The sequence below is a fragment of the Lentibacillus saliphilus genome (genome assembly GCF_019093865.1).
Taxonomy (GTDB): Bacteria; Bacillota; Bacilli; order Bacillales; family Amphibacillaceae; genus Lentibacillus_B; species Lentibacillus_B saliphilus.
In genome coordinates this window covers 1-8,807 of record NZ_JABJXD010000020.1, presented here as the reverse complement: position 1 = coordinate 8,807, position 8,807 = coordinate 1, and the positions used below count along the sequence as shown (strand labels likewise).

Sequence of the window (8,807 nt, the reverse complement as noted above, 5' to 3'; positions counted from 1 at the left end):
TCAATACCAACGTCATTTGACTTAGAACCAAAAAGTGCCAGCACTCATATTGAATGCATGGCACTTTTTTCTATAGTTCCTTAATCTATATCACGCGTTCGTTCTAAAACATTCAAACGATTCCCATCTTGATCAAATTGAATCGCACGATAATACGCATCATGATAAAATGTAAACCAAGCTCGTTTTTCATAGCCAAATGCCATCCATTTTTCTTTTTGAAGAACGGAGGTTACCGGAAAATCATCGTAGGCAAGCACCCACAATTTATTTTGATGCCCATGTGTCGGCATAATATCTGCCATATGAATAAAGCAATCAACACCATCTTCAAACGTTATAATGGAGTGCCCGTCACTATGTCCACCCGTGTGAATCATTTTTAATCCCGGAGCGATCTCCAATTCATCTAAAAACGTCATGACATCATTAACAATAGGCTCCCAATTCATTTTCCAATATGTATTCCTTGATCGGATATTAGGGTGCTGCATTTCATGCCATTCCACTTGTGAGGTATATATGGGTGTATCTTTAAAGACAGGCTCATATCCTGATGACGTTGGTTTTGTTAAACCACATGCATGATCAAAATGTAAGTGCGTCATTAAGATCGCATCAATATCTGCTGTCGTCATACCGAGTTGCTTCAGTGATACATCAATATTTGATTGTTGTTGAACACCAAAGTTTCTGATCTGCTTTTCAGTTAACTTGTTTTGACCCATCCCAGAATCAATTAAATAGTTTTTTCCATCCAATTGAAGTAAAATCGGATCGGTTCTTAATTCAATTTGATTGCGTTCATTCACAGGATACTTTTTTGACCACAATGGTTTGGGCACAACCCCAAACATTGCCCCACCATCGAGATAATTCACGCCTCCGTTCAACCACGTTAGCTGTGCCCGACCTATTTGTAACGTTTCCATAAGTCCCCCTCCTTTGACGCTCAGTTTAGCGTTTTACCTAATAGGATGCAACTAAAACACGTCAATTAGAATCTTGATGAAAAACCGCACGACAACGATATATTGGCTGTCCTTTAGCTGAGAATTTCTCCTCGTATTCAGTCATGATATTAAATTCGTCCTCAATCGCATGTAAGTCAACATTAACCTCTTGAAGGGTCATACCAAATTGCGAAAAACTGACAACAGAGTACTCAAATAATGATCTATTGTCTGTCTTAAGTACAAGCTCACCTGTTTGGTTCAGACAAGATTCGTATCGTTCTAAAAATGTATAATATGTTAAGCGCCTTTTTTCATGACGATTTTTTGGCCATGGGTCAGAAAAGTTCAAGTAAATCGTTGATATTTCTGACGCGCTAAAAAGCTCAGTTAAGTTTTCTGCATTCTCATTAAGGAGTACTACATTTTTTTGACCTGATGCTAATACTTTTTCAACCGCATTTACGATAACGCTTTTAGACAATTCGATACCGATAAAATTAATATCAGGATGCTGCTTGGCCATTCCACTAACAAATTGTCCTTTCCCTGTCCCAATCTCCACATGAATAGGACGATCATTACCAAAAAAAGCAGACCATTTCCCTTTGTATTGCTGTGGATTTGGTAAAACAATATGATCGTGTTCATTTAAATAATCATCTGCCCAAGGCTTATGACGCTGACGCATAGTGATCCTCAGTCCTCTCTCATTACATAACATTTTATAGTTTGCGACATACTATCGTCGAGGTGATTGATATGTCGTTATCTTATTTACATCAACTTGCCCTCTTGCACGATCTGCTCAGTGAACAACAATCGTCTTTTGAAGGGGAAGTCTCAGAATATCAACAAATTAAACGACTCGTTAAATCCATGATTGCAAACGGGCAGCTCAACGATGACCAGCTCATCGAACTTCTACCAGAAATTTATCATTATAGTGTTGAAGGTGAATCTGTCCAAAACATCGAAGAGCATATTCAATCAAACACACAACAGCTTCACAATTGGATTTCTGCCATTGAACAAGTGAAGGATTAATAACAATGACTTTGATACGTATTAAGCAGTTCTCGAAGTGTGCCTAAACGTTCATCAACCTTGTGCCATTCATTTCGCGTTTTATGCCAATTGATATAGTGTAGGGCATCAGCGATTAAATACCAGTACATCCGCTTTACAAGGGAATCATTACGTTCAACACCGTACTGTTCTAACCATGCATCCCAATCATTCATTGGCACATACCATTTTAGAACCATGCCAAAATCCATCGCAGGATCAGCAATCATTGCATTATCCCAATCTACAAGGTATAAATCACCATGTTCGGTAAGAATCAAATTATTATGATTCAAGTCACAATGACAGACGACAAGCTCTTGATGATAGGTTGCTGGCAGGAGCTCCTTTAACACTTGGAGCGCACGACCTACTTCTTCATATTGATCGAGCAATCCATTTTGTCGGGACCAGGCCGCAACATCTCTATACGTCGCATCTGATGTAACAGCTTTTTTTCCCATGCGCATGAGCATATGCAATAATTCAGACGATTGATGAATTCTATTTAATAAATTAGCAACATGATGATGCTGCATTTCTTCAGGTTTAAGTTCTCTTCCCTCAAGCCATTCTTGAGCAGTTAGAACATCACCATTTTCTAGGCGTTTTGTCCACATTAGTTTGGGGACGATGCCCTCCGCTGACAAAACGGCCAAAAAAGGAGATGAATTGCGTTTGAGAAAAATGCGCCGGTCCTGACGCTCTGCAATATACGCATCTCCTGTCAGTCCACCTGCAGGCGTAATATTCCATTCTTTTCCTATTACCTTTTGAAGCCAGTTCACGTGCATTCCTCAAATCTCTCAAAAATTAAAGCGACATGAAATTAGATTACCGAAAAAAAACGATGTTTTCAAGCATATATTATTGGATATCGCTCGCAACCCTAACATAATCGCTGTTTTTTCTAATTTTAGCGTGTTGACACACACCTGTCTGACCATCAACCTGATAGCATATTGGACGGGATGAATGAATTTCAATGTCCGACGCATCGAAGCATTCTACTTCCTTGAAGGTCAAATGCTTACCGGCAAACACTGTCATAAATAAGGCAAGGATTTTCCACTTTGAAATAGAGCGAATCACCAACAAGGAAAAAACATCTGGCTGTACGGTCGCATGTGGAATAATCTTCATCCCCCCGCCATAATAGGGCTGATTTGCAATCGTAATCATCCAGCATGACTCAATCTTATGCAATTGCCCATCCAGTTTTAGCGTCACAGTCATTGGTTTAAAATAAAATATCATATAAATTAGTGCAAATACATAGCTCAGTGAGCTTAAATAAAATATACTCAGCCACTTTTTATAAACAGATTGATTCGCTTGCCTCGTAATCTCCGCATCAAACCCGAAACCAATACTATTAACAAACTGGCGGGTTGTTCCTTCTATCGTGTAATCACCACACCAGTACTCAATCGTTCTATGTTCTTGTAAAATACGTTCAAATATATCTACAGCATGACCTTTAAGGGAAATACCTCTAGCAAAATCATTCCCTGATCCACCTGGAATAAAGGCAACAGATACCGAGGACCCTGATAATCCATTAATGACCTCATGTAACGTTCCATCACCTCCAATTACAATAACACAGCGTGGTGTATGTTTACGTTTAGCGATTGATTGAGCTATTTCTTCAGCATGACCTAAATATTCGGTGAAAAAGCTCTGGCTTTTAATATCACGATAAGCCTTTGTACGTTTTAACTTGTCATACACTTTGTTCGCTCGACCGTAACCAGCAGCAGGATTAATGATAAATATGTACATTTACAGATCCTCTTCGCCCATTTGAAAGTCTGTTTCGTCTTCTTCCCATTCAGGACGTTTTACAGAAGACGTCAAGCAATGCTTCAATAAAAGACCAGTTGCCTTTAACTGCAGGCTCTTTAGAGGAGAAACGAGCTGTCTCTTTTGTTGAATCCATCGATCATGATTTTGTTTGTCAACTATGTTTGTCTGATATAAATAATGGTCTGTTACGATCTTGTTTGTCCGTGACAAAACGGTTCGGTTGATCGTCATTTTCAAGTTGTGTTCAGCTAAAAGACGTTTAACGATCGCTTCTGTTCTTTTTAAAGCAATCTCAGGATTGAGTATCGTCGTTTTTTGATCATGACGTTCAAGAGTCCATGTGCGACCTTCATTTGTTCGAATGGTTGTTTGCGCATCAGTCTCTAAAAGATGAATAATTTCAATCTCCAGTGGACTAATTAATATAATGTCGCCATCTACAGGGGCATGCTTTATGTGAAAGACCGGGTAGTACATGAGCAAATACGTATCTGGAAAGCGTTGTAAAAAATACTTAAGCGTTTCATCTCTGTAAATAGATGGCTCTACAAAAGAAACATCTGTTACCGTAGATGTTGCCCACTTAAATTGAAATGGTAGCAATTGATCAAGAAAGAGCTGCTTTAATTGTAATTCTGACTGTGGAATATCGTGATGATCGATGTCTTCTTCAGCATTAGGCTTAGCTTCTTTTTTGATGAATGATAACCATTTACGAACCTTAGACAAATTCTCTTGTGTTGCTATGTCATCATTTGTATGTTGATCCATGTTTTCCCACTGGCGATGAAGCTTGTTCCAATTGTCCTGCTTCATTCGAATATACTGGCTAGGATATCTAAAAATGTTCCATTCATAACGCGAAACGTAATCTCGTAATTTAACGAGTTGAGCCATGTGTCTCTCCCCTTTTGAGATCATATGTATTGATACATGTATACTTCGGACGCTCAGATGGATCAATTTTATACAAGTTAACATGATCGATCCAAATGGTTTTAAAGGTTTGATCTGTCGATTGAATATGCTTAAGCCTGTCTATCTCAAACGCTTGGCCTCCCCATTTCTTTGCTAGCGTTACATGAGGACGGTATGGACGCTTTTCCGGAGAAAAATAATGATTGGACATAAGTGATTTAATTTGATGATACAGATCAAATAGCGCTTGTTTATGCTCGACACCCGCCCATAAAATTCGTGGACGATTTGAATGACCGAAAAACCCTAATGTGCCAAGTTGTAAACTAAATGAATACCCCAAATCCGCATTATTGAGCTCTTGATCAATGGCAGTTAATTGCTCATCATTAACAGCCCCTAAAAATTTTAAGGTCACGTGTAAATCTTCTTCATATGTCCATATCTGATATGGCAACAGTGGCTTCAGAGCCTCCTGCTTTTGTAAAAGCCAACTTTTAATGTCATTTGGCAATCCGATTGCAATGAAATAATGCGCTGAATTTTTCATGCCTGTCACCACACTTTCATATATATGTTATAAAAAGAATATAGAATTTATGTAAATCCTCTTTTCTATTTGTCCATTTATGTGTAAAATATACTCAAGATTCACGTGCACCACATCATTAATGACACCATTAAGGAGTGGTTTTTTGGATCACAGGACAACACGTATGCTGACAAGAGTCAAGTCTGTCTACCTTTTTATTAGAGAGCATGGTACAGTATCAACACGAGCCATTGCAGAAGAATTTGGTATGACCCACCGTACAGTCCAACGTGATTTAAACATCCTCGTACACAACGGACTCATTAGCAGTCCGAAACGCGGAAAATGGAAAACAACTGCAAAGAAAGTTAAAATCTCTTAAAGCTGACGAAAGTGGTCAGCTCTTTTTCTGTCAACTATGCCGCATCATTTATTAGATAGTGCTTCCAGCTCTGCCTCTGTTAACCTTCGAAATCCACCTAGTTTTAATTGTTCATCCAGCTTCAAGTTACCCATTCTAATACGTTTTAAATAGACAACCTTTTTATCGACTGATTCAAACATACGTTTAACTTGATGAAACTTACCTTCTGTAATCGTTAATTCAATTTCTGAGACCGTGCCAGATTTTAGGACGACAAGCTCTCCTGGTTTTGTTACATACCCGTCATCCAAAGTAACACCTTCTTTAAAACGTGCCACATCGCCAGCATCTACGCACCCCTGAACGGTTGCAAAATATGTTTTTGGCACATGATAATTAGGTGATGTCAATTGATGTGCCAGCTTCCCATCATTGGTAAGCAAAAGCAGCCCCTCTGTATCTTTATCCAAGCGCCCCACTGGAAAAGGTGCGAAATGCTGGAGTTCCGGTGTGAGCAGATCAATTACAGTTCGATCTCGCACATCTTCTGTTGCACTAATAACCCCTGGAGGCTTGTTCATCAAAATATAAACATGTTTTTCATACTTAACCCGTTCACCATCTACATGTATGACGTCACGCTCAGGGTCAATTTGTACGCTTCCATCCTTTAGTCGCACGTCATTAACCGTCACATAAGCTTTTTTGAGCAGTAGCTTAACGTCTTTTCTGCTTCCATATCCCATATTAGAAAGCAGTTTATCCAGCCGCATAGTGATTCCTCCTACCTTTTAAATACACGATCAAGCACTCTAACACGACTCCCAAGCGTACGTTCAAGCAATGTGGATACATAGCCTAACCATAAATAAACACCGCCACCAATAGTAACACCGATTGTGAGCATTAGAACCGCTGCACCTCTGGAATCCTCATAAGGCACAAACATACCGACAAGTAGCTTTAGAATTACAATGACTAACGTCATAATAGCTGCAAAAATAAGGACAAGCGCACCACGTTTTAGTGTCTGCTTAAATGAGAAGTTTAAAGCACGTTTAATACGCCACAAGTTCAATGACGATGCTGTTATAGCAGCAAGCGCTGTACCAAAGATCGCGCCCTTTGCTCCAAATGTATGAATCAAGGACATGTTCAACAAAATTTTTAATAATAATCCAGCAGACAAGCTAATCACTGTAAACCGCTGCTCATTAATCCCTTGTAATATGGCTGCCGACACTGTAAATAAAGAAAAGAACAACGCAACTGGTGCATACCAGCCAAGAATAGATCCAGTAATATCGAGATGCTCCATTCCGTACAACGATCCGTAGGCAACATCAGACAAAACAGTTAAACCAACAGCCGCAGGAATAACGAGTACGAATATGATTTGCAAAGCTTGATTAATTTGATGAGACAGTTGGGAACGATTGTTTTCGGTAAATGATTTCGTCAATGCTGGTAATATCGCCAGAGACAGCCCTGTAGCAATCGTTCCTGGTATGATAACGAGTTTATGACCGTAAAAGTTAAAGGCAGCATAAGCGGTCTGCCAAACGCCTTCCTCATAACCGACATCTGTCATTGCCCGTTCAAATGTAAACATATCAACAATTTGATATAGCGATGTGGCTAAACCGACAATAATAAAAGGCCCTGCATAGCTAAACAATTCCTTAAATAAATCAACCGTCGGTATGTCAGCAGGGGCTTGTCGTTGCTGGGCAGCTCGTTTTAAAATGTCTCCTTTACGTCGTTGCCAATATAACCATAATACAGCACTGGAAGCAAGTGCTCCAATGAACGTAGCAAAGGTCGCAAATCCAATGGCGGTAACGATCTCTCCAGCAAAAACTTTAACAATGATAAAGGCTGATATGAGCAGAAACACAATCCGTACGATCTGCTCGATAACCTGTGAAACACCCGTTGGCCCCATGGACTGATACCCTTGAAAAAAGCCCCGAACAATACTCATTGCGGGAATAATAAGCAATGCAAAACTAACTGTACGCATAACAAGTGCAACATCTTCAGTTGTAACCTGAGTCGCATCTTTACTTGTAATAATTGAACGAGCTAACCATTCCGCACTAAAAAACATCGCTAAAAATGCTAATATACCTGTTACAAACATGAGCATGATGCCTGAGCGGAACATGCGCATGCCCGTTTGGTAATCACCCAATGAATTATATTTAGAAACAAATTTAGAAACCGCTAACGGAACACCTACAGTTGATATACTGAGAAAAATATTATAAGGTGTATAAGCAAAATTAAACAATGTTCCACCTTGATCACCAACAAGCTCTTGAAAGGGAATGACATAAATCATTCCAAGAAATTTAGACAAAAATGTTGCTCCTGTTAGCAACATTGTACCTCTTACAATGTTATTCGACATCTTTTCACCTGCATATTAATGTTATGTATTACTGTTTATTTTATCATACTTACGTTGAACTTACCGTTTTATATTTTAGCACACACAAACGGTTATTCCCATCGTTGATTTGGTATAAGATACCTTGAGTGATCGTGTCATTCACGTGCATGCTATAAATGTCCGACCAATATTAAAAGGGATGTGGATAGGCAATGCAAAAGAATGGAATGTGGCTTCCTTTACTTGCGTCTGTAGGTGTTGGTGCAGCAACGTTTTATACGATGACAAAAAACAAACAAAATCTTGGTCAAACAGTTGGAAAAATGCTGCCATTCGTATCACAAATGGGTTCTGGACAAAATAGTGGTTCAAATATGGGATAACACATGATATATATGTGTGTCTTCATCGTAGCGGCATTGCAATTGCTAATGGTAGTTGATCTTCTGATCATTAGCATTCTAAAATGAAGCACCTTGCCGGTTACCTGACACACATCTGCTCACCAAAAAATCCAGGACACAAACTAAATTGTGTCCTGGATTTGCTTTGCCTGGCGGCGTCCTACTCTTGCAGGGGCTATGCCCCAACTACCATCGGCGCAGAAGAGCTTAACTGCTGTGTTCGGCATGGGAACAGGTGTGACCTCTTCGCTATTGCCACCAGATCGTTATTCCTTTTTTGGAGACAAGATACATTGTAAGGTATTCCGCATAAAAATGCAAGCCTTTTTTTAAATATATTCTCATCTTTATTTGTACCCTGAAA

The 8,807-nt window shown here is 39.3% G+C and carries 11 protein-coding genes and 1 rRNA gene; 3 read left to right on the top strand and 9 right to left on the bottom strand.

Annotation, left to right across the window (positions count from 1 at the left end; all coding sequences use genetic code 11):
• Nucleotides 1-80: 80 nt before the first annotated feature.
• Both HPC67_RS15590 and trmB read right to left on the bottom strand, forming a co-directional pair.
• On the bottom strand, nt 81-932 hold the full coding sequence (locus HPC67_RS15590) for a YtnP family quorum-quenching lactonase (RefSeq protein ID WP_217589829.1): 852 nt from the start codon (nt 930-932) through the stop codon (nt 81-83).
• 61 nt (nt 933-993) lie between these two features.
• Entirely contained in the window at nt 994-1,644 is a 651-nt protein-coding gene (gene trmB, locus HPC67_RS15585) for a tRNA (guanosine(46)-N7)-methyltransferase TrmB (protein WP_217589828.1), read from the bottom strand.
• Nucleotides 1,645-1,715: 71 nt separating this feature from the next.
• Between trmB and HPC67_RS15580 the strand changes: the two genes are divergently transcribed.
• Nucleotides 1,716-2,000: a YtzH-like family protein gene (locus HPC67_RS15580; protein ID WP_217589827.1), complete on the top strand. Its 285-nt coding sequence runs from the start codon at nt 1,716-1,718 to the stop codon at nt 1,998-2,000.
• Here the strand turns inward: HPC67_RS15580 and HPC67_RS15575 are convergent.
• From HPC67_RS15575 to thpR, 4 genes are all read right to left on the bottom strand, one after another.
• Nucleotides 1,997-2,815: a phosphotransferase family protein gene (locus HPC67_RS15575; RefSeq protein WP_217589826.1), complete on the bottom strand. Its 819-nt coding sequence runs from the start codon at nt 2,813-2,815 to the stop codon at nt 1,997-1,999. The two genes, HPC67_RS15580 and HPC67_RS15575, sit on opposite strands and share 4 nt — an antisense overlap.
• Before the next feature lie 73 nt (nt 2,816-2,888).
• Nucleotides 2,889-3,806, bottom strand: a complete 918-nt coding sequence (locus tag HPC67_RS15570; RefSeq protein WP_217589825.1) for a diacylglycerol/lipid kinase family protein — start codon at nt 3,804-3,806, stop codon at nt 2,889-2,891.
• A complete protein-coding gene (locus HPC67_RS15565) occupies nt 3,807-4,727 on the bottom strand; it encodes an NERD domain-containing protein (RefSeq protein ID WP_217589824.1) in 921 nt (306 codons plus the stop codon).
• Nucleotides 4,711-5,298 carry an RNA 2',3'-cyclic phosphodiesterase gene (gene thpR, locus HPC67_RS15560; RefSeq protein ID WP_217589823.1) on the bottom strand — a complete coding sequence of 196 codons (588 nt, stop codon included), beginning with the start codon at nt 5,296-5,298 and terminating at the stop codon, nt 4,711-4,713. Before thpR ends, HPC67_RS15565 begins: the two co-directional genes overlap by 17 nt.
• 145 nt (nt 5,299-5,443) lie before the next feature.
• Between thpR and HPC67_RS15555 the strand changes: the two genes are divergently transcribed.
• Nucleotides 5,444-5,662, top strand: a complete 219-nt coding sequence (locus HPC67_RS15555) for a DeoR family transcriptional regulator (protein WP_217589822.1) — start codon at nt 5,444-5,446, stop codon at nt 5,660-5,662.
• Between the two features lie 44 nt (nt 5,663-5,706).
• Here the strand turns inward: HPC67_RS15555 and HPC67_RS15550 are convergent, their stop codons facing one another.
• Both HPC67_RS15550 and HPC67_RS15545 read right to left on the bottom strand, forming a co-directional pair.
• Nucleotides 5,707-6,417: a pseudouridine synthase gene (locus HPC67_RS15550; protein WP_217589821.1), complete on the bottom strand. Its 711-nt coding sequence runs from the start codon at nt 6,415-6,417 to the stop codon at nt 5,707-5,709.
• A gap of 11 nt (nt 6,418-6,428) precedes the next feature.
• Nucleotides 6,429-8,057 (bottom strand): putative polysaccharide biosynthesis protein, encoded by a 1,629-nt coding sequence (locus tag HPC67_RS15545; RefSeq protein ID WP_217589820.1) that lies wholly within the window; start codon nt 8,055-8,057, stop codon nt 6,429-6,431.
• A 194-nt stretch (nt 8,058-8,251) separates the two neighbouring features.
• On the opposite strand from HPC67_RS15545, the gene HPC67_RS15540 reads away from it, so the two are divergent.
• Entirely contained in the window at nt 8,252-8,422 is a 171-nt protein-coding gene (locus tag HPC67_RS15540) for a hypothetical protein (RefSeq protein WP_217589818.1), read from the top strand.
• A 168-nt stretch (nt 8,423-8,590) separates the two neighbouring features.
• Here HPC67_RS15540 and rrf read toward each other — a convergent pair.
• Nucleotides 8,591-8,706: ribosomal RNA gene (rrf, locus tag HPC67_RS15535) — 5S ribosomal RNA — on the bottom strand.
• Nucleotides 8,707-8,807 lie beyond the last annotated feature (101 nt).